This window comes from Proteiniborus sp. MB09-C3 (assembly GCF_030263895.1).
Taxonomy (GTDB): domain Bacteria; phylum Bacillota; class Clostridia; order Tissierellales; family Proteiniboraceae; genus Proteiniborus.
Map to the genome: position 1 here is coordinate 2,396,705 of NZ_CP127161.1, position 23,833 is coordinate 2,420,537.

A 23,833-nucleotide genomic window follows, 5' to 3' on the forward strand; every position below is an offset into this window, starting at 1 on the left:
GATATAGCTAGTAGTTAAATTATACATGATTATGATATAATATATAATGTCTAAGGAGGGATTCTTTGAATAATATTGACTTAAGGTCGCTAGAAATAGAAGAATTAGAAGAAGTGTTTTCAAATCTTGGAGAAAAAAAGTACAGAGCTCATCAGACCTTTAAATGGATACATCAGAAGATGGTTTCTTGTATAGATGATATTACAGAACTTCCTCAAGGACTAAGGGACAAGCTGAATTCTGATTTTTTAATTAGTAAGCTTAAAATAGCAGAAAGACTAGATTCGAAACATGATGATACTAGTAAATATTTATTTGTCTTAGATGATGGAAATATCATTGAAAGTGTAATGATGAAGTATAAGCATGGCATTTCTGTGTGCCTATCTACTCAAGTAGGATGCAGAATGGGTTGTAAGTTTTGTGCTTCAACTAAAAGTGGGCTAGTAAGAAACTTATTACCAGGGGAAATACTTGAACAATTTTACGAAATACAAAAAGATCAAGGCATCAGTATCTCAAATATAGTGTTAATGGGAAGTGGAGAACCTTTAGATAATTATGACAATGTGATGAAATTTTTAAAGATTATACATGATAAAGATGGACAAAATTTAGGATATAGACATATTACGATTTCAACCTGTGGGATTGTTCCTAGGATATATGATTTGGCAGAGGAGGGTATACCCATTAATTTATCTATTTCTCTTCACTCGCCATTTGATGAGGAAAGAAAGAATATTATGCCAATAGCCAATAGATATAGTTTACACGAGATAATGGAAGCCTGTAACTATTATATTGCTAAAACAAACAGAAGAATAACCTTCGAATATACATTAATTTATGACGTAAATGATAGACCAGAGGATGCATTAGAAATAATAAAATTGCTCAAAAATATGCTGTGCCACGTGAATTTGATACCCCTTAATAATATAAAAGAATTTACTCATACTAAATCTGATGAGAAATCAATACAGAGCTTTAAAGATATTCTAATCAAAAATGGAGTAAATACTACTATAAGGAGAGAAATGGGGGCAGATGTGAATGCTGCTTGTGGGCAACTAAGAAGAGATTATCTTAACAGGAAAAAATCATGAGCTACATTATCTTGTGAAGTGAGGTGTTTAGATGTTTATTTGTGCATGTTCAGACATAGGAAAAGTAAGAAATATTAATCAGGATTCTTACTATTATTCAGATGACAGCAGGCTGCCCTTGTTTGTAGTAGCAGACGGTATGGGTGGTCATAATGCAGGTGAGGTAGCCAGTTCCTTAGCCATTGATACGATTAAAGAAAATTACAAGAGAGAAAAAGAAAATATCATTCAGGGTAGCCTTGATATTCCAAGGTTTATAAACCTAACCTTAATGGAGGCTAATAATAGAATACTAAAGGAAGCCAAGGAGAATGATAACTATGTAGGTATGGGAACTACAATTACCTTGGGAATCATATACAATGACGAAGTATTTATAGGACATATGGGTGATAGTAGAGCATATCTATTTAGAGAACAGGAATTATATCAGCTGACTCAAGATCACTCCTTAGTAGCTGAATTAGTCAGAAATGGAAGCATCAGCACTGAGGAGGCGGTAAATCATCCGCAGAAAAATATTATTACTAGGGCATTAGGTACAGATAATGACATCAAGGTTGACATAATTAATAGAAAGCTTGATATTAATGACGTAATAATATTATGTACTGATGGCCTCACTAATTTAGTAGCTGATTTAAAAATAAGGGAAATTTTAAATAGCTGTTGCGACTTACGACATGCTTGCTGCTTGCTCACAGATGTCGCAAACGAACTAGGTGGCTTTGACAATACAACAGTTATGATTATAAGATATGTTGAAAAGAGGTGAAGACATGATTGGAAAAATATTAGGTAATAGATACGAAATCATTGAAAAGGTTGGAGGAGGAGGCATGGCTTTAGTCTATAAAGCCAAGTGCAGATTATTAAACAGATTTGTTGCAGTTAAGATATTGAGATCCGAATTCATACACGATGAGGATTTTATAAATAAATTTAGAAGAGAATCACAGGCTGCTGCAAGTTTATCTCATCCTAATATAGTAAGCATTTATGATGTAGGCGTTGAAGATAATATTCATTATATTGTAATGGAATATGTTAATGGTAAGACATTAAAGCAGCTAATTAGAGAAAAAGGAAAGCTAAGTATTGATGAATCTTTAGATATTGCGATTAAAATTGCTGAAGCATTGAGTCATGCACATGAAAATCATATAGTTCATAGGGACATTAAACCTCACAATATCTTAGTAACAGATGATGGAGTTGTTAAAGTAACCGATTTTGGAATAGCAAGAGCAGCTACTACTTCTACTGTAACTAATACAAGCAATGTTATAGGCTCTGTACATTATTTTTCGCCAGAGCAGGCTAGAGGTGGGTATACAGATGAAAAATCAGATATCTACTCCTTAGGTGTAGTTATGTATGAAATGATAACTGGAAGACTTCCTTTTCAAGGAGATAGTCCAATTTCTGTTGCTTTAAAGCATATTCAAGAGGATATAGAGCCGCCATCACATATTGATGATACTATTCCTAAAAATCTAGAAAGCATAATTATGAAGTGTGTACAGAAAGATCAAAGCTTAAGATATAGTGATATTAAACTCCTATTAAGCGATTTAAAGAAAGTAAAGAATAGCGATGAGATTCATATAAGCAGCTTTAATGATTCACCTACTAGAGTAATTCCAAGAATAGATGATACCTTGATTGGCTCAAATGGAAATGACTTAGTTAATAACCAAAGAAAAAAAGCTGATAAGCATAGTAGTGATAATAAAATTCATGAGGATGAGAAAAAAGGAACATCTAGATTTATTACACTGACTGCAATTATGTTAGCTTTATTATTGACAATAGGGCTTACAGCAGGATTTTTATGGTTTAGAGGACAGATACAAGGTCAGGAAGTGAAGGTCATTAGCGTTGTAGGACTTCACAAAGATGCTGCTAAAGCAAAAATAGAAGAAATGGGTCTTAAGTTTAAAGTGAAAAACGAAGTATATAGTTCAGAATATAAAGAAGGACATGTAGTTGATCAAAGTGTTGATGCTGGAGAAATCGTAAAATTAGGCTATCCTATTGAGGTCACAGTGAGTAAGGGGCCAAGAGAAACTGATGTACCTAGTGTAGTCAATAAGCATATAGATGAAGCAGAGATCCTTTTAGAGGGCAAAGAGCTGAAAAGCATTGTCAAACGTGTTCCAAGCGACATTCCAAAGGACTATGTCATAAGCCAAACTCCAGAAGAAGGCGAAAAGGCTGTAGTAGGTTCTACCGTAAGCTTAGTCGTTAGTGATGGCCCTGAGATAGAGTATGTGGTGGTGCCAAATGTAATTGGAGATAATATAGAAACAGCTGAAAAGCAGCTTACTTCATTGGGCTTAATTGTCAATAAAAAATATGAGTATAATGAAAATGTTGATAAAGGTATAATAGTTTGGCAGGATCTCACAGCAAATACAGAAGTAGAAAAAAATGCAACTATAAACCTAACTGTAAGTGATGGCCCAGAAGTTACTGAGGAACCAAATACTAACGATACGGGAACAGGTGAAGAGGATTTAACAAGTAGTAATTTGTCTATTATTCTTCCAAAGGATAGGGAAGAAGTCGAGGTAAAGATATATAGAATACAAGATGGTGAAAGAGAAGTAATATATAATGAGGTTCACAGTACAAAACAGGAATCTATCTCTGTTTTAGTCAAAGGAAAGAAAAGTGCAAAATATGAGGTTTATTTTGATGGTACCTTTAAAGATGAAATATAATTATATTTTTAGGAGGACTGATTAATGCTAGAAGGAACTATTATAAAAGGTATAGGTGGATTTTATTATGTGAAAGTAGACGATACAGTTTATGAATGTAGGGCAAGAGGACTTTTTAGAAAGAGTAAAATTACCCCTCTTATAGGAGATAGGGTTTTAATAAAGATAAATAAAGAGGATAATACTGGATATGTGGAACAAATTCTTGACAGAATTACAGAACTAAAAAGACCTCCTGTTTCAAATGTAAATCAGGCTGTGATAGTCTTTGCTGTACAAAAACCAGATCCTAACCTATGGCTTTTAGATAGATTCTTGCTTCTAGCATCATATCAGAAACTAGATGTAATCATATGCATAAATAAATCTGATTTAGACCTAGATGGAAAAGCAGATGAGATTTATGATGTTTATAATAAGGCTGGTTATAGAATTATAAAGACTAGCTGTAAAACTAAGGAAGGCATTGAGGAAATAAGAAATTTGCTTAAAAAGAAAATTACAGTATTTGCAGGCCCATCTGGAGTAGGAAAATCTACGCTATTAAATAATATTCAGGCAAATTTAAAGCTACAGACTGGTGACATTAGTCAGAAAACTAGCAGAGGTAAGCATACAACAAGGCATGTAGAGCTTATTGAATTAGATTTAGGGGGATGGGTTTTAGATACCCCAGGCTTTAGTACTTTAGATATTGATTTTTTAGAAGAGGAGGAACTTGAGAACTTCTTTATTGAAATATCTGAAAAAAGTACCCTTTGTAGGTTTTCAGGATGCTGCCATAATAAGGAGCTTGGTTGTGCAGTAAAGGAAGCAGTTGATAATGGTGAAATAAGTAAATCTAGGTACGATAATTACCTAAGTATGCTACAGGAAATAAAGGAAATCAGGAGGTACTAGACATGATTAAAATAGCTCCTTCTATTTTATCAGCAGATTTTAGTAAATTAGAAGAACAAATCAAATTAGTTGAGGAGGGTGGAGCAGATTTTATTCACCTAGATGTAATGGACGGGCATTTCGTTCCTAATATCACATTTGGCGCACCTGTAATTAAAATGCTGAAAAAGGTTACCACTGTACCCTTTGATGTGCATTTGATGATAGAAAAACCAGACCAATATATTAAGGATTTCGTAGATGCAGGAGCAGATATTATTACTGTCCATCAAGAAGCATGTATTCACCTTCATAGGACAATACAGTATATAAAGAGCTTTGGAATAAAAGCAGGAGTTGCGTTAAACCCATCTACTTCTATTGAGACCATTAGATATATTATTGATGAAATAGATATGGTTCTGATTATGACTGTTAACCCTGGATTTGGGGGGCAATATTTTATAAATCAGATGAAGAATAAGATAATTGACTTAAGAAAGCTGATAAATAGTCGCAACCTCAATATTGATATACAAGTTGATGGTGGAATAAAGCTGGACAATATCAAGGAGGTAGAATCCTATGGAGCTAATATATTTGTAGCTGGTTCTGCCATATTTAATAGTGAAGATATTGTTTATGCTACTAGAATGTTTAAAAGTGTATAGCTTTACTTTCTTTAAAATACTTGATATAATGTAGACAAACAGGATAATCTACACTAGGGGAGCATTTATGCTGAGAGGAGGCAAATTAGCTTCGACCCTTAAACCTGATCTAGTTAATACTAGCGTAGGGAAGTGTTTGCAAAATATTTTTTTGTTGCATTTTATGCTATGAAAAATTAAATGGACACTAATCCCTCCCTAGTAAATATTTTTAAAACATAAAGGGAGGTTTTTTTATGGCTTCAATTGTCAAAAAAGAAAAAGTAAGGTTTTTAGCTGAAAGTGGTATCATGATAGCATTAGCTACAATATTAAGTATGATAAAGGTTTATAAGGCACCTTTTGGAGGCTCTGTAACAGCAGGAAGCATGATACCTATAATTCTTATTGGAATAAAGTGGGGTACATTGCCTGGGATATTGGTAGGTATAGTATATGGGATACTTCAAGCAGTTTTAGAACCCTATATTGTGCATCCAATCCAGTTCCTTTTAGACTATCCCATAGCTTTTGGGTTGTTAGGATTAAGCGGTTTTTACAGAAGCATAAAGAACATTCAACCTCGAAATAGGACCATGGAGTATGTCGGTGTTGTAATAGGAATATTTTTAGCCATATTTGGAAGGTTTATTTGCCATGTGTTAGCTGGAGTTGTATTTTTTTCAGAAAATGCCGGTGACATAAACTCATGGCTATATTCATTAGGATATAATGGAGGCTATCTATCTTTGGAACTAGCAATATCTATTGTAATTATTGTATTGCTATGGAAGCCTATTAGAAGAGAGATTAAATAAAGAGAGTGATTAAATGAAGGCTTTAATAATATCAAATGGAGATTTAAGCGATATCAGCTTAGCTAAGTATTTTGATGATGCAGATATAGTTATTTGTGCTGATGGTGGTGCAAGGCATTTGTTTAATGAAGACCTTGTTCCAGACACTATAATAGGTGATTTAGATTCATTGGATGAAGAGGCTCTGAATAGTTTTCAGAAATTGGGCGTAAACTTTGAGAAATATCCAACACATAAGGATAAATCAGATACTGAACTAGCAATAGAGTTTGCAATAGATAAAGGTGCTACGGACATTACTTTACTAGGTGCTACTGGCAGTCGTATGGATCATTCACTAGCAAATATATTGATTTTATATAGGCTAGTCAATCAAAATATTAATGCAGTTATTGTCGATAGTCACAATGAGATGTTTATAACAAAAAGTCTACTTAAGCTAGATAATAAAGATGGGCATTTTGTTTCGGTGATACCTTTAACTGATTCAAAGGTTACTCTTAAAGGATTCGAGTATGATACCAATTCTGTAGAATTTAATTTTGGTTCCACATTAGGCGTAAGCAATATAATAAAAGATGAAGAAGGGCTTATAGAAATAGAATCTGGAATATGCCTTGTTATAAGATCAAGGGATTAAATAAGAAAGTCAGCGATAGCTGGCTTTTTTGTAACGTTTTTTAGAAAAATTGAATACTATATAATAGTAGCCTTATGAGGGGTGTCTATATGGGAAGATATAGAAGATATAAATTTAAACGACATTTCATTGATGGCAGTATCAAAAAAATTATAGGTATAGGCTTATCCATATTAGGTGTTATTATAATAATACAAGTAATACCTATAAGAGCATGGATTTTTGCACTGGGATTGCTATTTATTTGCTTGGGCTGGTTTCTGTTTAAAATTTTTTAGAGATATAGAACATCCAACTAACTATATGTACAAAAAATCAGACAGGCTTCCATTACACTGGAAGCCATTTATTATAATGCTCTTTCAACATTACCTGATCTGATACATCTTGTGCATACGTAAATTCTTTTTGGAGTTCCATTAACCATAGCTCTTATTCTACGTACATTTGGAGACCAAGTTCTATTGCTCTTTTTATTTGAGAAAGTTACTAAGTGTCCTGACACTTTTCCCTTGCCACATACTTCGCAGAACTTTGCCATATAAAACACCTCCTTAAACCCTAGGTTTGCTAATAATCATTATTTATTATATATTTATAAAATCAACATATATTATTGTATCACATCCTAGGTATTTTTTGCAATATAAAGATATTTTTATCCCTATTTTAATTATTATTTATTCTTAAGTTGAAGATAATACAAATATAATGTAAAATAAAACTATAAAATCCTTTATTCACTTTTCTAAAATAAAAGGAGGACTGTAAATGGCAGGTAAATTGACCAATGAATATGGCTCAATAAATATTGATGAAAGCGTTATAGAAACTATTGCTGGGCTAGCAGCGATTGAAAGCTATGGTCTAGTTGGAATGTCTAGTAGAAACGCTACAGATGGGCTAGTAGAACTATTAAAGAAAGAGCATGTAAAGAAAGGCGTAAAGGTTTATACTGATGGAGATAGAATTGTTGTTGATCTATTTGTAGTAGTGCAATTTGGCACAAAAATTTCCGTAGTAGCAGATAATATTATAGATAAGGTAAAATATAATATTGAAAGTATGACTGGTTTAAAGGTTGAAAAAGTAAATATAAATGTACAGGGAGTAAGAGTACAAAAGTAGGCTAAGGAGGTACTAATATTGAAAATTCAATATATAGATGGAAATATGCTCAAAAAGTTATTTTTTGGAGCTGCTAACTGTCTTGAAAAAAATAAAGAAGCTATCAATGCATTAAATGTTTTTCCGGTTCCCGATGGAGATACTGGTACCAATATGTCATTGACTATGCAGTCTGCTATTAAACAAATAAGAACCTTAGAAACGGATGACATAGACAAAATTGTCACAGCTGCTTCTAATGGTTCTTTGATGGGGGCGAGAGGTAATTCTGGAGTAATACTTTCTCAATTATTCAGAGGCTTTGCAAAAGGGTTAAAGGATACCGATAAAATTGATACCTCTGCAATTGCAACGGCTTTAAAACTTGGTTCTGATACAGCCTATAAAGCAGTTATGAAGCCTATTGAGGGAACTATACTAACTGTTGCCAGAGAGAGTGCTGAAATGGCTATAAATATATCAAAACAGGAAACGGATATGGTAGAATTTCTTAGGACAGTTATTAAACATGGCGAAGATGCTTTAGCTAGAACACCTGAAATGCTCCCTGTACTAAAGCAAGCAGGAGTTGTAGATGCAGGTGGAAAAGGACTTATCACTATTTTCATAGGAGCATTGGAGGCTTTAACTGGTAAAGAGGAAACATTAGTAGATGATGTAATAGCAAAGGATGATACTGCTAATTCTTTTATAGAAGCTGATGGAGATATTACATTTGGCTACTGTACTGAATTTATAATCAATAATTCAAAAGTAGATTATGAAGTATTCAGGGATGAAATAGTAGACTTTGGAGACTCTATGCTTGTAGTTGGTGGAGACAATATTATTAAGGTACATATCCATACAAACGAGCCTGGTGGAGTGTTACAAAAGGCATTACAATATGGTGAACTTATAGATATTAAAATTGATAATATGAGATATCAGCATAGAAACAATTTAATAGATGATACTGCTACTACAGCAGCAATGGAAAATACAGTGCAAAAAGAAAGTAAAAAATATAGCTTTATTACTGTTTCTATGGGAGAAGGGCTCTCCAATGTATTTCATGATTTAAATGCTGATTATGTAATTGCAGGTGGACAGACTATGAATCCAAGTACAGAGGATATTCTTAATGCTATTGATAAGGTAAATGGAGAAAATATTATTGTTTTGCCTAACAATGGAAATATCATTTTAGCCGCTACCCAAGCAAAAGAGTTGAGCAATAAGAAAGTAGAAGTATTACCAACCAAAACCATACCACAGGGAATTGCTGCCTTAGTTACTTTTGATGAAGAGCTTAGCATGGAAGAAAATGTTGAGAACATGAAAGACACAATTGCATCAGTAAAAACTGGTCAGGTGACTTTTTCAGTTAGAGATACAATCATGGAAGAAAAAGAAATAAAAAAAGATGATATTATGGGAATATATGATGGTAAAATAGAAGTGATTGGTAACAATGTTCATGAAGTAGCCTTTAGCTTAGTTAAATCAATGGTGAATGACGATAATGGCCTAGTAACAATATTTTATGGTAATAACTTATCTGAGCAAGATGCAACAGATTTAGCAAATAGAATTGAAGAAGAGTTTGAGGATTTAGATATTGAAGTGGTTTTTGGAGGACAGCCTCTCTATTATTATTTAATTTCGGTTGAATAATTTGATGATTATATTTCTTTAAATACAAGAATTCGAAGTAATAGACTTTGGATTCTTGTTTATTTTTTGTATAATATATATAGTAAAGCATAGAGGTGATTACTTTGGAAAAACTGGAGAAGTCAGTTCAATATATTAAGGGCGTCGGTCCAAAAAAAGCAAAATTATTAAGTAAAATGGGCATAGAAACTATTGAAGATATATTCTATAATTTTCCTAGGGCATATGAAGATAGAAGAGAGATAAAAAAGATTTCGACCTTGGAAAATGGAGAAAAAGCCAATGTAAAAGTAATTATATGTGGTACTCCTAGAACATATAGGCCCAGAAAAAATATGTCAATAATCAAGTTACCAGTAAAAGATGAAACAGGTATTATGTATTTAACTTGGTTTAATCAGGACTATATAATAAATAATATTAGTATGGGAGACATTATTGTCATAAGTGGAAGAGTAAAAAGATTAGGGAATCAAATAGAGATGCAGAATCCAATATATGAAAAATATAATGAAAGTGGGAAAAAAATTGGGAGAGTAGTCCCAATTTATCAATTAACTGAAGGTCTAACGAATAATGAATTGACTAAAATAGTTGAGCAGACCATAGATACTTACTTAAGCTATACCGTAGATGCGATTCCACAAAATATTATTGATAGATTAGGATTATTTTCATTTAATCAAGCCATCAAAAATATTCATTTTCCAGAGGACAGGTTTTCCTATAAAAAAGCAAAGGAAAGACTTGTTTTTGAAGAATTGCTATTTTTGCAATTAGGGCTTTTTATTATAAAGGGAAATAGTATTGTTAATAATAAAGGGATTATATTTTCTAAAAATGATGAAACTAGTAAACTCTTGGAATTGCTTCCTTACAAATTGACATCAGCTCAAACTAGGGTTTTTAATGAAATTGCTAGGGATATGGAATCTCCTAAACAAATGAATCGACTTGTACAGGGGGATGTAGGTTCAGGAAAGACTATTATTGCAGTGTTATCAATGTTAAAGGCATTCAATTCAGGTTATCAATCTGTGATGATGGCGCCTACTGAGATACTAGCAACTCAACATTATGAGAGTATAAAAACTTTACTTGATAAATTTAATATTTGCTGTGAACTATTGACTAGTAATATTGCTGGAAAAAAGAAGGCTGACATATTGAGTAGAATTGAGACTGGTGAAGTAAATATAATTATTGGTACACATGCTGTATTGCAAGAAAATGTTAGCTTTTATAAATTAGGATTAGCAATAACTGATGAACAGCATAGATTTGGAGTCAGGCAAAGGGCTACATTATCATTAAAGGGCAGTAATCCAGATATACTTGTTATGACTGCCACACCTATACCTAGAACTTTGGCATTGATATTATATGGTGATCTGGAGGTATCAATAATTGATGAACTTCCAGCTGGGAGGAAAAAGATAAAGACCTATGCAATTACTGGAGAGATGAAGGAAAGAGCTTATTCATTTGTTCGAGAACAGGTTAATAAAGGTAGGCAGGCTTATATAGTATGCCCGTTAGTTGAAGAATCAGATAGCATCAATGCACAATCTGCTAACGAATTATACGAAAATTTAAAAAGCAGTACTTTTAATGATTTACGCCTTGGACTACTACATGGCCAGATGAAGTCCCTTGAAAAAGATAATATAATGGCAGAATTTAAAAATGGACAAATAGATGTTTTAGTTTCAACTACTGTAATTGAAGTTGGTGTAAATGTGCCTAATGCTAACATCATGTTGATAGAAAATGCAGAAAGATTTGGATTAGCTCAGCTTCATCAGTTGAGAGGAAGGGTAGGAAGAGGAAATCATCAGTCTTATTGTATATTAGTTAATGAAAGTAAAAGCAGGATTTCTAAAGAAAGAATGCATATAATGGAGAAAACAAATGACGGTTTTTTAATAGCAGAAAAGGATCTTCAAACAAGAGGACCAGGTGAATTTTTTGGAACAAGACAGCATGGATTGCCTGACTTAAAAATAGCTAATTTATTTTCTGATATAAATACTTTGAAAATATCTCAAAAAATAGCGTTTCAAATATTAGAGAAGGATCCTAATTTAACATCAGAAGATTATAGAATTATAAAAGAAAGAATACTAAAGCTATTCAATAAAGAATCACAGCTGATATCCTTCAATTAAAATAGTTCTAGTAGCGCAACAATTATTATTAACTAGTATGACAGATAAATTTATAAGGAATTATGATGAAATGACAGGATAATTATAACAACATTTGAGTATTTTGCAAAAAACATAATAAATTGTTTAGAATTTAGTGTTTTTGTGATAAAATATTAATTACTAATGAGGAGGAATTCAATTGCGTGTTATAACAGGGAAGTCAAAAGGAAATAAGTTGATTGCTCCTAAAGGACTACATACTCGCCCTACATCAGATAAAGTAAAGGAATCCATCTTTAATATTTTAGGTGATATAAATAATGAGAGTCAAGTTCTAGACCTTTATGCAGGTTCTGGGAATATAGGAATAGAGTTTTTAAGCAGAGGAGTTAGTAGATGTTATTTTATTGATAATGATATTAACAGTATCAAATCAATAAAAGAAAATTTAGAAAGGACAAGGCTTGTTGCTCAAGCTTTTGTATATAAAAATACTGCTGAAAAAGCAGTAAATACTTTGAGTTTAAGAGGAATTGCGTTTGACTATATTTTTTTAGATCCTCCATATGAAAAGGGGATCTTAGTACCTATAATAGAGAAGATAAGCAATAGCAATATACTTGATGAAAGAGGGATCATAATAGTTGAGCATGAAAGTAAACTAGTTTTGCCAGAATATATAAATAATTTAATAAAAAAAGACTTACGAAAATATGGAGGAACTACAATATCTTTTTACATCTATGGGAGGTTAAACAATGAAGGCGATTTATCCGGGGACTTTTGATCCAGTTACTAATGGACATTTAGATATTATTAAAAGATGCTCCAAGAAGTTCGATAAAATAACAGTTTTGGTTTTAAATAATCCTTCAAAAAAACATATGTTTACTGTTGAAGAGAGAATTGATTTACTGAAAGATGTCACGAAAAATTTGGAAAATGTTGAGGTTGACTCATTTACGGGTCTACTAGTAGATTATATGAGGGAAAATCAGGTAGAATTAATAATAAGGGGATTAAGAGCTGTTTCAGACTTTGAGTATGAAATGCAAATGGCTCTAATGAATAATAGACTTCATGATGATGCAGAAACATTTTTTTTGATTGCAAGAAACCAATATTCTTATTTGAGCTCTAGTATTGTAAAAGAGGTTGCTAGCTTTAATGGAAACATTACTGGTTTAGTACCTGAAACGGTGGAACTAGCCATAAAAGAAAAACTCAAGGGGGTATAAGAATGGACGTATTAAAGCTTTTAGATGAAATTGAGGATATTATAGAAGGTAGCTCAACAATACCATTTGCAGGTAAAGCTTTAGTAGATAAAGGCGATGTGTTAGACATCATTAAGGAAATAAGAATAAAATTACCAGACGAAATAAAGCAGGCAGAATGGATTAAAGAGGAAAGACAGAGAATTTTAGCAGAGGCGCAAAATGAAGCAGATACAATGGTTGAAGAAGTAAAGTTACATATTGAAGAAATGATAGAACAGCATGAGATTACAAAACAAGCATACGAAAGAGCAGAAGAAATAACTTCAAAGGCTCAAAGCAATGCTAAAGAAATGAGAATTGGAGCAAAAGAGTATGCTGACGGACTTCTCAAAGAGGTAGAAATGAATTTAAGAAATATTGTAGGTACATTAGAAAAGAATAGACAGGAATTGAACAACTTTAAGTAATAAAGGACTCCTTACTAAAGGAGCCCTATTATTTATTAGATAAAGATCTTATACTATATATAGTTCCAATAAAAATTGAGAGGACGATTATAGCCATTAATATAATAAATTCCAAGCCTATTGAAAATCTAAGAGTTTTTAGCCAATTTTCAAATAAATTTTCTTGTATACTATAATTTTCTGATAAGAATGACATCACTACAATGTTTTTAAAGAAAATTTTATATAATACGAAGCAGTATATGGAAGAAAACATAGCATGAAAAACTTTAGACAGTATGTAAAGCTTAGGACTAATATCAGTGTTATTTAACATGCTGATAGCTTGACTATGTATTGATAAACCGCTCCATCCGATTAAAAAGCTTACAGAACATAATTGCGAGATAATACTTGCGTTCTTAGCTGTAGATATTAATTTACAGCCGTTTGTCATTTCTAAAAGTCCGCTAATTAGACCTTCTATAAGCTTAATATCCAAATTAATAGGTATTATTAGCTTAAAGAAGCTTGCTAAAAGGTTAATGACTCCTGTAGTTAATAATATTTCTATGATCACAGAATATATTACTATAAATCCTCCAACCATAAACATTGCTTCAAGGGCAGATTTTATTGAATCACTCATTAGTATACTCATGCTTCTTCCATCTTTTTTCCTAGCTGCAATTAGTTCTGATAATGCATTTTTTAAGTAGTTATTGCTACTATTACTATATATTTTGTTATTTTTATTTTTTATTTTAGCTTTACCATAGCCTCTAAAAAGTAATCCTACAGTTATTGCACCTAAGTAGTGGGAAGAGGCAAGGAGAGTACCAATGGAGGAGTTTTTAAACATTCCTATAGAAACTGCTCCTATCATAAATAAAGGCCCAGAGGTGCTGCAAAATGAAACAAGTCTTTGAGCTTCAACCCTACTAATTATATTTTGCTTCCTAAGTCTAGAAACTAAAGAAACTCCCACTGGATAACCAGAAGTTATACTCATAGCAAATGCAAAGGAGCCTTCTCCAGACGTTCCGAACAAAGGATACATTACAGGATTTAATAGTGTCCCAATAAAATTCACTACGCCAAGTCCTATAAGTATTTCAGCACCAATAAAAAAAGGTAATAAAGACGGGAGAACAACACTTGACCAAGTTACCAATCCATTAAATGCTGCACTTATAGTGTTATTAGGATATATTATTAAACAAGAAACTAAGAATACTACTATCAGGATTAATAAGTATGTTTTTATGTTTTCAAATCTATTTATTATTTTTTTGTATATTTTGTGTATTGCAAAAAAAACAATACTAATAGAAAAAAGTATAACTAAATAATTAGCCATAATAGACCTCCAATGTCTATACTGATATATTATATTGAGGTCTCTTGGATAATATGATAGTTACTAGTACTAGTTCAACTAAGACTATGAAGCCATCAATCACATAGTTAATCCATAGTATCTATGTGATAATAAAAATGCAATTTTTAGGTTATATCTTGAATTATTCACTGTTTAGTTTAATATAAGGTGACATTGTATAATCTAAGTTCATTTTCATTTCGCCTCTACTAAGACCTAGAATATAGACATCTGTAGCTTTCTTATCCAACTCTATCATTTGATTTAAGATTTTGTTATTTAGTTTTGGATAATCAGCAAATTTAGTGATTATAGGTAATGAACTTGTTTTTTTTGCTTGCCTTAATATATCAATACCTTTAGAATTTAATCCTAGAATTCTTATATACTGAGGACCATATGAATGAAGAGTCCTAATTATATTTTTATTCATACTAAGCAGTAAATGAATAATAATTCTTTTCAATCTAGTCATTGTATACCTTTTAGTGCTTACACAATTCAATATATCGTCAATACAGTTATACTTACTAGAGCAATCTATAATTCTATTATCTAGTCCTTCACTTACATCTAATATATTTTTTAGAATCTCGGGAGTGCTATTTCTCAGTAAATACAATAGAATCATAGAAAAGTTGTTTAATGAATTGAAATCCTTATTGTCATTATAAAAGCTTTCTAAATACTTATAAGTAATATGGGGTACTGTATGCTTAATGTTTTCCAAAGAGGTATTTATAAGTTGTTCCCTAATAGCAGTTGCACTGGATATATTATTACTGATAGCTTTATCGTGATAGCTAGACTTTTCTCTCTTAAGTGTAAAGGGTTTAATGCTGCTATCAATTTTTTTTATTGATTTCAAATATTCTATTGATAGAATATTATTTGGATTAGAAAGGATGCTGCTTATCATTGAAGAATCCAGTGAATCTGTTTTACCTAGGTAGTTGATCAAAGCTTTTTCTCTTGCTCTTGGGAAAGAGTTCCCTTGCTCCAATTCAGACCTAAGGTATTCTTTATAGCATTTAGGTTCATTGTTTAGTATCTCTGCTATATAATCTAATGGCTGGATATTTCCCAATTCACTCCCAAAACAAATGCTGTCTACAATTCCTAAGCTATCAAGTATTTTAATAGCACCATAAGCAAAAAGTTCAGCGCTTTGACATGCATATACTACTGGCAGCTCTACAACCAAGTCAACTCCATTGTCTACGGCCATTTTTGCTCTAGTCCATTTATCAACTAAAGCTGGCTCTCCTCTTTGCAAAAAATTACCGCTCATAACTGCAATAGAATATTCGGAATTTGTTATTTTTTTAGATTCATTTAAATGATATAAATGCCCGTTGTGAAAAGGATTATATTCAGTAATTAATCCAACTATTTTCATAAAAACCTCCATAAATTAATCTGTTGTGCTAGTTAAATCAAATGAAAACTACTTATTAGCATAAATTACTATATTTATTATAACATTTTAAAAAGATTATTAATGATTAATATGGGAAATAATCTATATATAGTTGATTTTTTTGCATGATTATAATATCATGATAATTGTTAATATATATACACTCTAGGAGGTAGAATATGAAAATTTTAGTTATTAACTGTGGGAGCTCTTCATTAAAATATCAGTTGATAGATATGTCAAATGAATATGTATTGGCAAAAGGCTTAGCTGAAAGAATAGGTATTGAAGGTTCTAGAATAAAACATAAACCAACTGGTAAGGAAGAAGTATTAATTGAAAAGCCAATGGACAACCATAAAGTTGCACTAGGGATAGTATTAAATGCAATAGTTGATCCTAACCATGGAGTTATAAAATCAATGGATGAAATAGGTGCAGTAGGACATAGAGTTGTTCATGGAGGAGAAAAATTCTCTGAATCTGTTGTAATTGATGATAGTGTAATGAAAGCTATAAATGATTGTGTAGAATTAGCACCATTACATAATCCACCAAACATTACCGGAATAGAAGCATGTCAAGAACTTATGCCAAACACTCCAATGGTAGCAGTATTTGATACGGCTTTTCATCAAACTATGGAACCTGATAACTATATATATCCGATACCTTATGAATTCTATGAAAAATATAAGATTAGAAGATATGGATTCCATGGAACTTCCCATAAATATGTTTCTCTAAGGGCTGCTGAAATATTGGGAAAAGATATTAAAGATTTAAATATTGTTACATGTCACCTAGGAAATGGCTCAAGTGTATGTGCAGTACAAGGCGGAAAATCAATGGATACAAGTATGGGCTTTACTCCATTAGAAGGTTTAGCAATGGGAACTAGGTCAGGAGATATTGACCCTGCAATAATTCCATTTATTATGGATAAAGAGAACATGACCTTTGAAGAAGTAAATGATATGCTTAATAAAAAATCAGGAGTACTAGGTATTTCAGGACTTAGCAGTGATTTTAGAGATTTAGAAGTGGCAACTGAAGAAGGAAATGAAAGAGCTAAACTAGCTATAGATGTTTTTGTTAATAGAGTAAAAAAATATGTTGGTGCATATGTAGCTACAATGTGTAGAATAGATGCATTAGTATTTACAGCAGGTATTGGCGAAAATTCTGGTTATATTAGAGAAAAAGTGTGTGAGGGCTTAGAATGCCTAGGCATTAAAATAGATTCAGAATTAAATAATGTAAGGGGTAAAGAAGCACAGCTAAATAGAGATCTAACCTCTACATCTATATTTGTTATTCCAACTAACGAAGAACTAATGATTGCTAGAGATACAAAAATATTAGTATCTAAATAAAAAAATAGGCAGGTCATCCTGCCTTTTTATACTATCATTTGGTAATGTAACAATTGTTCTTGACAAACCTTCTATAACTTATATATAATAAAATTTGGCAATGTTTAAGAGGTGAACTTAATGAAGATAGATCTATCAAGACTTATTGATAGAGCAGTTTACAAAATAGACTTTGAACATTCCTTAAATTTAACTAAGGTATCAACCAAAACAGGAGAAATAGCATTGGCTGGCCCAGTTAATGTAAAAGGTAGTGTTTATAAGACAGATGAAAACATGTATCTTGATGCAAAAGTTTCATATGAATATTATGAAAACTGCGCAAGATGTCTAAAAGAGTTTGTTAATAGAGTAGAGACTGTTTTATCAGGAAGGCTTATGGAGACTTCTCAATTATTGGATACAGATGATGATGAATTTGTATTCTATTATGATAATGGCGAGGTAGAATTGACAGAACAAGTTTTAACCTCCATATTATTGTCTTTACCTATGAAGGCATTATGTGCTGACAATTGTAGAGGATTATGCTTAGTCTGTGGAAAAGACTTAAATAAGGAAGAATGTAGCTGCGAAATTCAAGAGATTGATCCTCGTCTAGCAAAATTAAAGGATTTATTTGACTGATTTAAGGAGGTGTTTTTAATGGCAGTACCAAAGCGTAAGACATCAAAGGCAAGAAGAGATAAAAGAAGAGCTTCAGCTCAAGTATTAACAAAGGCAACTGTAGTTGAATGTCCACAATGCCATGAGCCAAAGCTACCACATAGAGTTTGCAAATCTTGTGGGTATTATAAAAATAAAGAAGTTGTATCTGTTGAATAATGGATAAAAAAAGATAGTGTATAAGATCACTATCTTTTTTTATTTTATTAAAATACCCCTTGATTTTTTAATATTAACAATGTATACTTAATATTAGTATCTGGTACTAAACATAAGTATTAACTTGAGGTGAAAAATTGTGAGCAATGTAAAGTTAAGCAAAAAAGAAAGACATATTAAGCTTATTGAAAAGTTAAAGGAGGATCCCTTTCTAACTGATGAAGAGTTAATGCAAATATTCAATGTAAGTGTTCAAACTATAAGGCTAGATAGACTTGAACTAGGGATACCAGAATTAAGAGAGAGAATAAAGAATGTAGCTGAGCAAAGCTATTCAAAGGTTAGGACAATCGGAGGAACTGAAATCGTAGGAGAACTTGTGGACATCAATTTAGGTAAAAACGGTATTTCAATACTTGAAACTGATGAAACCATGGCCTTTATGAAAACAAGTGTTGTAAGAGGACACAATATCTATGCCCAGGCAGAGTCTTTAGCTATTGCAGTAATAGATGCTGACGTTGCACTAACTGGAGTTGCAAATGTTAAATATAAGGATCTAGTTAAAGCAGGAGAAAAACTAATCGCAAAGGCTGAAGTAACTAGAAAAAGGGGCAATAAGTATTTTGTACATGTTTTCACTTATGTCGGACAGAAGCAAGTTTTTAGAGGTAAATTCATTCTTGTTTCTATTGAGCAAAATAACCAGGAGGCGAATTGATATGAAAATAGCTGTAGATGCAATGGGAGGAGATCAGGGCTTATTAGCTACAGTAAAGGGGAGCATCGATGCTGTAAATGAATTAGGAGTTAGCATAATTCTCATAGGCGATGAAGAAAAGATTAAAAACGAGCTGTCAAGAAATGAATACAGTGGAGATAAGATAGAGATTATAAATGCCGAAGAATCTATTACAAATGATGAAGAACCAGCTATGGCCATAAGAAGAAAAAAACAATCATCAATGGTAATTGGACTTAATCTTGTAAAGGATAAAGAGGCAGATGCTTTTGTATCCTCTGGTAGTACTGGGGCATTGCTTACAGGTGGTCTGCTTATTGTGAAGAGGATTAAAGGAGTAGACAGAGCAGCCCTTGCAATACCTTATCCTACAAAAAAAGGAATATCTTTATTACTAGATGCAGGTGCTAATACTGATTGTAAAGCCAAATATCTTCAACAGTTTGCAGTTATGGGCTCAATATATGCAGAGAAAATATTAAGCATTTCAAACCCTAAGGTTTCTCTTGTAAATATAGGTACTGAAGAAGGTAAGGGAAATGAGTTATCAAAGGAAGCTTATGGTTTATTAAAAAATGCTAATATAAATTTTGCTGGAAATATTGAGGCAAGGGATATTCCAGAAGGTAATGCGGATGTCCTAGTATGTGATGGCTTTGTTGGAAATATTATATTGAAGCTAACTGAAGGTCTTGCTATGTCAATTTTCAGTATGCTAAAGGAAGAGTTTATGAGTTCTTTTACTAGCAAAATAGGAGCATTGCTGTTAAAACCAGGCTTAAGAAAATTCAAGAAAAGATTAGACTATACTGAGTATGGAGGGGCACCGCTGCTAGGAACTAAGGGTGTTGTGATAAAAGCTCATGGTAGTTCAGATGCAAAAGCTATTAAAAATGCAATCAAACAAGCTAAAGTTTTTGTAGAAAATAAAGTAATTGAAAAAATAGAAGCTGAGATAAACTCTTTGGGAGGTAATTATGACACAGAGGAGAGATTTTAAGGGAGTTGGAATAATTGGTACAGGAAGCTATGTTCCAGAAAAAGTAATCACAAATTTTGATTTAGAAAAGATAGTAGAAACATCAGATGAGTGGATAAGAGCCCGTACTGGAATTAAGGAGCGAAGAATACTGGATACAGATAAAGGCTCATCATTTATGGCTATTGAGGCGGCTAAAAAAGCTTTGGAGAATGCAAAAATAAGCCCGGAAGATATAGACATGATTATTGTGGCTACAGTTACTCCCGATATGATGTTTCCTTCAACAGCATGCTTAGTGCAAGAAAGCTTAAAATGTAAAAATGCTGCTGCTTTTGATTTAGAAGCAGCATGTTCAGGCTTTCTATATGGTCTTTCTGTTGCGTATTCTTTTGTAAGCTCAGGTATATATAAAAATATTTTACTTATTGGTGCCGATGCTCTTTCTCGAATAACAGACTGGACTGATAGAAATACATGTGTATTATTTGGGGATGGAGCTGGAGCTGCTATTATCAGTGAGGTCCCAGAAGGAAAAGGTGTATTAGGTCTAGACTTAGGTGCAGATGGTGAAGGAAAAAATTTGTTGAAGCTTGTAGCAGGAGGCTCGTTGATGCCAGCTACAGAGAAAACCGTAAAAAATAGATTACATTATATATATATGGAAGGAAATGAAGTATTTAAATTTGCCGTAAGGAAAATGGAAGAAATATCTCTTAAAATTATAGAAAAGAGCAAATTAAAGCTTGAAGATATCGATTATTTAGTTCCCCATCAGGCAAATATGAGAATTATAGAGTCTGCTAGAAAAAAATTGAAGCTTGCAGAAAACAAAGTTTATGTCAATCTAGAGGATTATGGAAACATGTCTTCTGCTTCTATACCTGTAGCATTAGATGAAGCAGTAAGAAAAAACAAGATAAAGGATAATGATGTTATTTTATTAATAGGATTTGGTGGAGGCCTTACTTGGGGAGCCATGGTAATAAGATGGTACAGCAAAGGGAGGTTCTAAGTTGATAAAAACTGAAATATGTGAATTATTAGGTATTAAATATCCAATTTTACAAGGTGGAATGGCTTGGGTAGCTACATCAGAATTAGCTGCTGCTGTCTCTAATGCTGGTGGATTGGGGATTATAGGAAGTGGCGCTGCTCCGAGGGATGTGGTACAAAAGGAGATAAATAGGATAAAGAAACTTACGAATAGGCCATTTGGGGTAAACGTAATGCTGATGTCCTCTCATGTAGATGAAATAATTCAACTTTTATATGAAGAGAAGGTTCCAGTAGTCACAACAGGTGCGGGAAATCCTGGGAAGTATATGAGTAGATTTAAGGAAATAGGAACTAAAGTAATTCCAGTAGTACCATCGGTAGCCTTAGGGAAAAGGATGGAGAAAATTGGCGCAGATGCTATTATTGTAGAAGGAACTGAAGCAGGAGGTCATATTGGAGAGTTAACTACGTTGTCATTAGTTCCCCAAGCTGTAGATGAGGTTAAGATACCAGTAATTGCAGCAGGTGGAATTGCTGATGGAAGAGGCTTGGTTGCTGCATTGGCATTAGGCGCTAAGGGAGTTCAAATAGGCACTAGATTTGTTTGTACAGTTGAGTGTCAAGTACATGAAAACTATAAGAACGCAATAATTAAATCATCCGATAGAGATGCAGTAGTTACTGGTAGAACTACTGGACACCCTGTTAGATCATTAAGAAATAAATTTACAAAGAATCTACTTGAGCTTGAAAAGCAAAATACAGATATAGATACTATAGAAAGCTTTGGAACCGGTATGTTAAGAAGGGCTGTCATTGAAGGAGATGTAGAGAATGGCTCTGTTATGGCAGGCCAGATTAGTGGGTTAATAAAGGACATCAAGACATGCGAGCAAGTTATACAGGATATAATGGCAGAAGCTGAGGATGTAAGAAACAGTATATTTAGTTTTTAGAGGTGATAAAATGGGAAAAGTAGCTTTTTTATTTCCTGGGCAAGGCGCTCAGTATATAGGAATGGGCAAGGAAATTACTGATAAGTATTCTATTGCCAATAGAATATTTGATGCAGCTAGTGAAATACTTAGCTTAGATATGAAAAAATTATGCTTTCAAGGACCTGATGAAGAATTGACAAAGACTGAATTTACTCAACCTGCCATACTAACTACATCTATTGCAGTATTAAAAGTAATAGAGAAGTATGGATTATCAGCGGAAGTATGTGCTGGTCTAAGCCTTGGAGAGTACTCTGCTTTAGTATATAGCCAGGCCTTAAGCTTTGAAGAGGCTGTAGGTCTAGTAAGAAAAAGAGGAAAATATATGCAAGAGGCTGTTCCATTAGGTAAGGGCACTATGGCAGCAATATTGGGACTAGACGATGATACAATAGTTCAGATAATTGATAAGGCTAGTGAAAAAGGAATTATTGAGGGAGCCAATTATAATTGCCCAGGTCAAGTTGTATTATCAGGTGAAATAGAGGCTATAAGAGAAGCATGCAATATTGCTAAAGAAAAAGGTGCAAAAAAAGCAACTATTCTATCTGTAAGCGCACCATTTCACTGTAGCATGCTAGCTGGTGCCGGTGAGAATCTAAAATCCGAATTAGAAAAAGTGACAATTAATAAACCAGCTAAAAGCTTTATTTCAAACGTTACAGGCAATTACGTTAATAATGCTGAAGAAATTAGAGATTTATTAATTAGACAAGTTTCTATGCCAGTTTTATGGGAACAGTCTATAGAGCGTATGATTAATGATGGGGTGGATACACTTATAGAAATAGGCCCAGGTAAAACCTTAATTGGATTTGCGAAAAAGATTGGCAAGAAAAATGGCAGGGAATTAAATCTATACAATGTAGAAAACATTGAAACACTTGAGCACTTGACATTTAAAATTAAACATTAGAGGTGGTAAAGTGGAACTAAAAGGAAAGGTAGCATTAGTTACTGGCGGCTCTAGAGGAATAGGAAAATCTATAGCTATTAAACTAGCCTCCCTTGGCTCTGATGTACTTTTTTCATATACTAGCAACGCTGATAGAGCAAAAGAAGTGCAAGCTGAAATAGAGCGTATGGGAAGACGTGCATTAGCAATAAAAGCTGATGTATCAAAAATAGATGATGTTGAAAGAATGATACAGGAAGGCATGAATTATTTTTCACAAATTGACATACTAGTAAATAATGCAGGAGTTACAAAAGACAACCTTCTTATGAGAATGACTGAAGAAGAATGGAATAATGTTATGGATGTGAATCTTAAAGGAACCTTTAATGTTACTAAATGTCTAATAAGAAATATGATTAAGCAAAAGAATTGTAGCATCATTAACGTGGCATCCATAGTTGGAATTTCAGGAAATGCAGGACAATGTAACTATTCTGCTTCAAAAGCAGGAATTATTGGCTTTACAAAATCATTAGCAAAGGAAGTAGGAAAGAAGAATATTAGGGTAAATGCAGTGGCGCCAGGTTTTATAGCTACTGACATGACTAAGAAGCTTCCTGAAAAAGTCGTTGAGGAATACCTAGAAAAAATAACACTGAATAAACTTGGGGAGCCTGAAGATATAGCTAATGCTGTTGCATTTCTTGCAAGCGATATGTCAAAATATATAACAGGGCAGATTATTGTTGTTGATGGTGGTATATTAATTTAATATAATATAATATATTTATTG

At 32.8% G+C, this 23,833-nt stretch carries 26 protein-coding genes and 1 riboswitch; of the genes, 23 read left to right on the top strand and 3 right to left on the bottom strand.

Translation table 11 applies throughout. From position 1 onward, the window contains the following. Nucleotides 1–65 precede the first annotated feature (65 nt). The 8 genes from rlmN (at nt 66) to QO263_RS11665 (ending at nt 7,100) form a co-directional block, all read left to right on the top strand. Nucleotides 66–1,109, top strand: coding sequence for a dual-specificity RNA methyltransferase RlmN (gene rlmN, locus QO263_RS11630; protein ID WP_285621508.1), 1,044 nt, complete (start codon nt 66–68; stop codon nt 1,107–1,109). A gap of 31 nt (nt 1,110–1,140) precedes the next feature. Continuing rightward, nucleotides 1,141–1,884 carry a Stp1/IreP family PP2C-type Ser/Thr phosphatase gene (locus tag QO263_RS11635; protein ID WP_285621511.1) on the top strand — a complete coding sequence of 248 codons (744 nt, stop codon included), beginning with the start codon at nt 1,141–1,143 and terminating at the stop codon, nt 1,882–1,884. A 4-nt stretch (nt 1,885–1,888) separates the two neighbouring features. Further along, complete coding sequence (gene pknB / locus QO263_RS11640) at nt 1,889–3,835, top strand: Stk1 family PASTA domain-containing Ser/Thr kinase (protein ID WP_285621514.1); 1,947 nt, start codon at nt 1,889–1,891, stop codon at nt 3,833–3,835. A gap of 24 nt (nt 3,836–3,859) precedes the next feature. Beyond that, nucleotides 3,860–4,735, top strand: coding sequence for a ribosome small subunit-dependent GTPase A (gene rsgA / locus QO263_RS11645; RefSeq protein ID WP_285621522.1), 876 nt, complete (start codon nt 3,860–3,862; stop codon nt 4,733–4,735). 2 nt (nt 4,736–4,737) lie between these two features. Beyond that, a complete protein-coding gene (gene rpe, locus QO263_RS11650) occupies nt 4,738–5,385 on the top strand; it encodes a ribulose-phosphate 3-epimerase (protein WP_285621525.1) in 648 nt (215 codons plus the stop codon). Nucleotides 5,386–5,430: 45 nt separating this feature from the next. Further along, nucleotides 5,431–5,533: riboswitch (TPP riboswitch) on the top strand. An 88-nt stretch (nt 5,534–5,621) separates the two neighbouring features. Next, entirely contained in the window at nt 5,622–6,182 is a 561-nt protein-coding gene (gene thiT, locus QO263_RS11655) for an energy-coupled thiamine transporter ThiT (RefSeq protein WP_285621528.1), read from the top strand. A 13-nt stretch (nt 6,183–6,195) separates the two neighbouring features. Then, entirely contained in the window at nt 6,196–6,822 is a 627-nt protein-coding gene (locus QO263_RS11660; RefSeq protein WP_285621531.1) for a thiamine diphosphokinase, read from the top strand. A gap of 89 nt (nt 6,823–6,911) precedes the next feature. Beyond that, nucleotides 6,912–7,100, top strand: coding sequence for a hypothetical protein (locus tag QO263_RS11665; RefSeq protein WP_285621533.1), 189 nt, complete (start codon nt 6,912–6,914; stop codon nt 7,098–7,100). 71 nt (nt 7,101–7,171) lie between these two features. Here QO263_RS11665 and rpmB read toward each other — a convergent pair whose 3' ends face one another. Then, on the bottom strand, nt 7,172–7,363 hold the full coding sequence (rpmB, locus tag QO263_RS11670) for a 50S ribosomal protein L28 (protein WP_285621535.1): 192 nt from the start codon (nt 7,361–7,363) through the stop codon (nt 7,172–7,174). A 230-nt stretch (nt 7,364–7,593) separates the two neighbouring features. Here rpmB and QO263_RS11675 point away from each other — a divergent pair, with 230 nt between their 5' ends. The 6 genes from QO263_RS11675 to QO263_RS11700 all read left to right on the top strand — a co-directional run bounded on the left by QO263_RS11675 (nt 7,594) and on the right by QO263_RS11700 (nt 13,443). Continuing rightward, nucleotides 7,594–7,950: an Asp23/Gls24 family envelope stress response protein gene (locus tag QO263_RS11675; RefSeq protein WP_285621537.1), complete on the top strand. Its 357-nt coding sequence runs from the start codon at nt 7,594–7,596 to the stop codon at nt 7,948–7,950. Between the two features lie 45 nt (nt 7,951–7,995). After that, the gene (locus QO263_RS11680) at nt 7,996–9,606 is read left to right on the top strand and encodes a DAK2 domain-containing protein (RefSeq protein ID WP_285629288.1); all 1,611 of its coding nucleotides are present in this window, start codon (nt 7,996–7,998) and stop codon (nt 9,604–9,606) included. 95 nt (nt 9,607–9,701) lie between these two features. Then, nucleotides 9,702–11,774 (top strand): ATP-dependent DNA helicase RecG, encoded by a 2,073-nt coding sequence (gene recG / locus QO263_RS11685; RefSeq protein ID WP_352168716.1) that lies wholly within the window; start codon nt 9,702–9,704, stop codon nt 11,772–11,774. A 181-nt stretch (nt 11,775–11,955) separates the two neighbouring features. Next, nucleotides 11,956–12,543, top strand: a complete 588-nt coding sequence (gene rsmD, locus QO263_RS11690; RefSeq protein WP_285621544.1) for a 16S rRNA (guanine(966)-N(2))-methyltransferase RsmD — start codon at nt 11,956–11,958, stop codon at nt 12,541–12,543. Further along, nucleotides 12,515–12,994, top strand: a complete 480-nt coding sequence (gene coaD / locus QO263_RS11695) for a pantetheine-phosphate adenylyltransferase (RefSeq protein ID WP_285621547.1) — start codon at nt 12,515–12,517, stop codon at nt 12,992–12,994. Before rsmD ends, coaD begins: the two co-directional genes overlap by 29 nt. Nucleotides 12,995–12,996: 2 nt before the next feature. Further along, a complete protein-coding gene (locus QO263_RS11700) occupies nt 12,997–13,443 on the top strand; it encodes an ATPase (RefSeq protein ID WP_285621551.1) in 447 nt (148 codons plus the stop codon). A gap of 28 nt (nt 13,444–13,471) precedes the next feature. Here QO263_RS11700 and spoVV read toward each other — a convergent pair whose 3' ends face one another. Then, nucleotides 13,472–14,782, bottom strand: a complete 1,311-nt coding sequence (gene spoVV, locus QO263_RS11705; protein WP_285621554.1) for a dipicolinic acid transporter SpoVV — start codon at nt 14,780–14,782, stop codon at nt 13,472–13,474. Between the two features lie 163 nt (nt 14,783–14,945). Continuing rightward, nucleotides 14,946–16,202, bottom strand: coding sequence for a nucleotidyltransferase (locus QO263_RS11710; RefSeq protein WP_285621556.1), 1,257 nt, complete (start codon nt 16,200–16,202; stop codon nt 14,946–14,948). A 200-nt stretch (nt 16,203–16,402) separates the two neighbouring features. Here QO263_RS11710 and QO263_RS11715 point away from each other — a divergent pair, with 200 nt between their 5' ends. From QO263_RS11715 to fabG, 9 genes are all read left to right on the top strand, one after another. Next, entirely contained in the window at nt 16,403–17,599 is a 1,197-nt protein-coding gene (locus tag QO263_RS11715; RefSeq protein WP_285621560.1) for an acetate/propionate family kinase, read from the top strand. A 120-nt stretch (nt 17,600–17,719) separates the two neighbouring features. Beyond that, the gene (locus QO263_RS11720; protein ID WP_285621564.1) at nt 17,720–18,226 is read left to right on the top strand and encodes a YceD family protein; all 507 of its coding nucleotides are present in this window, start codon (nt 17,720–17,722) and stop codon (nt 18,224–18,226) included. Between the two features lie 18 nt (nt 18,227–18,244). Further along, nucleotides 18,245–18,424, top strand: coding sequence for a 50S ribosomal protein L32 (gene rpmF, locus QO263_RS11725; RefSeq protein ID WP_074350396.1), 180 nt, complete (start codon nt 18,245–18,247; stop codon nt 18,422–18,424). Nucleotides 18,425–18,563: 139 nt separating this feature from the next. Continuing rightward, on the top strand, nt 18,564–19,145 hold the full coding sequence (gene fapR / locus QO263_RS11730; protein WP_285621569.1) for a transcription factor FapR: 582 nt from the start codon (nt 18,564–18,566) through the stop codon (nt 19,143–19,145). A 1-nt stretch (nt 19,146) separates the two neighbouring features. Further along, a complete protein-coding gene (gene plsX / locus QO263_RS11735; protein WP_285621572.1) occupies nt 19,147–20,166 on the top strand; it encodes a phosphate acyltransferase PlsX in 1,020 nt (339 codons plus the stop codon). Further along, entirely contained in the window at nt 20,144–21,160 is a 1,017-nt protein-coding gene (locus QO263_RS11740; protein WP_285621576.1) for a beta-ketoacyl-ACP synthase III, read from the top strand. Before plsX ends, QO263_RS11740 begins: the two co-directional genes overlap by 23 nt. 1 nt (nt 21,161) lies before the next feature. Then, nucleotides 21,162–22,100, top strand: coding sequence for an enoyl-[acyl-carrier-protein] reductase FabK (fabK, locus tag QO263_RS11745; RefSeq protein WP_285621580.1), 939 nt, complete (start codon nt 21,162–21,164; stop codon nt 22,098–22,100). A gap of 10 nt (nt 22,101–22,110) precedes the next feature. Then, nucleotides 22,111–23,058 carry an ACP S-malonyltransferase gene (fabD, locus tag QO263_RS11750; RefSeq protein WP_285621583.1) on the top strand — a complete coding sequence of 316 codons (948 nt, stop codon included), beginning with the start codon at nt 22,111–22,113 and terminating at the stop codon, nt 23,056–23,058. A gap of 10 nt (nt 23,059–23,068) precedes the next feature. Beyond that, nucleotides 23,069–23,812 (top strand): 3-oxoacyl-[acyl-carrier-protein] reductase, encoded by a 744-nt coding sequence (gene fabG, locus QO263_RS11755; RefSeq protein WP_285621586.1) that lies wholly within the window; start codon nt 23,069–23,071, stop codon nt 23,810–23,812. The last annotated feature ends 21 nt before the right edge of the window (nt 23,813–23,833 follow it).

What these genes read in the sequence shown, in the direction of transcription:
- fabD (WP_285621583.1), top strand. Translation starts at nt 22,111, where the DNA reads ATGGGAAAAGTAGCTTTTTTATTTCCTGGGCAAGGCGCTCAGTATATA.
- rpmB (WP_285621535.1), bottom strand. Translation starts at nt 7,363, where the DNA reads ATGGCAAAGTTCTGCGAAGTATGTGGCAAGGGAAAAGTGTCAGGACAC.
- QO263_RS11720 (WP_285621564.1), top strand. Translation starts at nt 17,720, where the DNA reads ATGAAGATAGATCTATCAAGACTTATTGATAGAGCAGTTTACAAAATA.
- QO263_RS11675 (WP_285621537.1), top strand. Translation starts at nt 7,594, where the DNA reads ATGGCAGGTAAATTGACCAATGAATATGGCTCAATAAATATTGATGAA.
- QO263_RS11665 (WP_285621533.1), top strand. Translation starts at nt 6,912, where the DNA reads ATGGGAAGATATAGAAGATATAAATTTAAACGACATTTCATTGATGGC.
- rpe (WP_285621525.1), top strand. Translation starts at nt 4,738, where the DNA reads ATGATTAAAATAGCTCCTTCTATTTTATCAGCAGATTTTAGTAAATTA.
- QO263_RS11700 (WP_285621551.1), top strand. Translation starts at nt 12,997, where the DNA reads ATGGACGTATTAAAGCTTTTAGATGAAATTGAGGATATTATAGAAGGT.
- rsgA (WP_285621522.1), top strand. Translation starts at nt 3,860, where the DNA reads ATGCTAGAAGGAACTATTATAAAAGGTATAGGTGGATTTTATTATGTG.
- QO263_RS11710 (WP_285621556.1), bottom strand. Translation starts at nt 16,202, where the DNA reads ATGAAAATAGTTGGATTAATTACTGAATATAATCCTTTTCACAACGGG.
- pknB (WP_285621514.1), top strand. Translation starts at nt 1,889, where the DNA reads ATGATTGGAAAAATATTAGGTAATAGATACGAAATCATTGAAAAGGTT.
- spoVV (WP_285621554.1), bottom strand. Translation starts at nt 14,782, where the DNA reads ATGGCTAATTATTTAGTTATACTTTTTTCTATTAGTATTGTTTTTTTT.
- QO263_RS11635 (WP_285621511.1), top strand. Translation starts at nt 1,141, where the DNA reads ATGTTTATTTGTGCATGTTCAGACATAGGAAAAGTAAGAAATATTAAT.
- QO263_RS11715 (WP_285621560.1), top strand. Translation starts at nt 16,403, where the DNA reads ATGAAAATTTTAGTTATTAACTGTGGGAGCTCTTCATTAAAATATCAG.
- plsX (WP_285621572.1), top strand. Translation starts at nt 19,147, where the DNA reads ATGAAAATAGCTGTAGATGCAATGGGAGGAGATCAGGGCTTATTAGCT.
- QO263_RS11660 (WP_285621531.1), top strand. Translation starts at nt 6,196, where the DNA reads ATGAAGGCTTTAATAATATCAAATGGAGATTTAAGCGATATCAGCTTA.
- rpmF (WP_074350396.1), top strand. Translation starts at nt 18,245, where the DNA reads ATGGCAGTACCAAAGCGTAAGACATCAAAGGCAAGAAGAGATAAAAGA.
- QO263_RS11680 (WP_285629288.1), top strand. Translation starts at nt 7,996, where the DNA reads ATGCTCAAAAAGTTATTTTTTGGAGCTGCTAACTGTCTTGAAAAAAAT.
- QO263_RS11740 (WP_285621576.1), top strand. Translation starts at nt 20,144, where the DNA reads ATGACACAGAGGAGAGATTTTAAGGGAGTTGGAATAATTGGTACAGGA.
- thiT (WP_285621528.1), top strand. Translation starts at nt 5,622, where the DNA reads ATGGCTTCAATTGTCAAAAAAGAAAAAGTAAGGTTTTTAGCTGAAAGT.
- coaD (WP_285621547.1), top strand. Translation starts at nt 12,515, where the DNA reads ATGAAGGCGATTTATCCGGGGACTTTTGATCCAGTTACTAATGGACAT.